General features: G+C 50.7%; 1 rRNA gene. It reads left to right on the top strand.

The window, feature by feature from the left end:
- Positions 1-686 (top strand): 23S ribosomal RNA (locus Q8W26_RS17830); the annotation flags it as partial.
- Positions 687-743: the final 57 nt, after the last annotated feature.

Genomic DNA, 743 nt, shown 5'->3' with positions numbered 1-743 from the left:
TTGAGGACAGTGTCTGGTGGGTAGTTTGACTGGGGCGGTCTCCTCCCAAAGAGTAACGGAGGAGTACGAAGGTTAGCTAAGCATGGTCGGACATCATGCGGTTAGTATAATGGTATAAGCTAGCTTGACTGCGAGACAGACACGTCGAGCAGGTACGAAAGTAGGTCATAGTGATCCGGTGGTTCTGTATGGAAGGGCCATCGCTCAACGGATAAAAGGTACTCCGGGGATAACAGGCTGATACCGCCCAAGAGTTCATATCGACGGCGGTGTTTGGCACCTCGATGTCGGCTCATCACATCCTGGGGCTGAAGTCGGTCCCAAGGGTATGGCTGTTCGCCATTTAAAGTGGTACGCGAGCTGGGTTTAGAACGTCGTGAGACAGTTCGGTCCCTATCTGCCGTGGGCGTTTGAGAATTGAGAGGAGCTGCTCCTAGTACGAGAGGACCGGAGTGGACGAACCGCTGGTGTTCGGGTTGTTATGCCAATAGCATTGCCCGGTAGCTACGTTCGGAATCGATAACCGCTGAAAGCATCTAAGCGGGAAGCGAGCCTCAAGATGAGTTCTCACTGGAGATTTAATCTCCCTAAAGGGCCGTAGGAGACTACTACGTTGATAGGCAAGGTGTGTAAGCGTTGTGAGGCGTTGAGCTAACTTGTACTAATGACCCGTGAGGCTTAACCATACAACACCTAATGTGTTTTATTGTCTCAAAAGTATCCAAGAACGATACTTGTTGTGT

It is taken from the genome of Psychrobium sp. 1_MG-2023, from assembly GCF_030689115.1.
In the GTDB taxonomy this organism is placed as follows: Bacteria; Pseudomonadota; Gammaproteobacteria; order Enterobacterales; family Psychrobiaceae; genus Psychrobium.
This window is presented reverse-complemented; position numbering and strand designations above follow the sequence as displayed.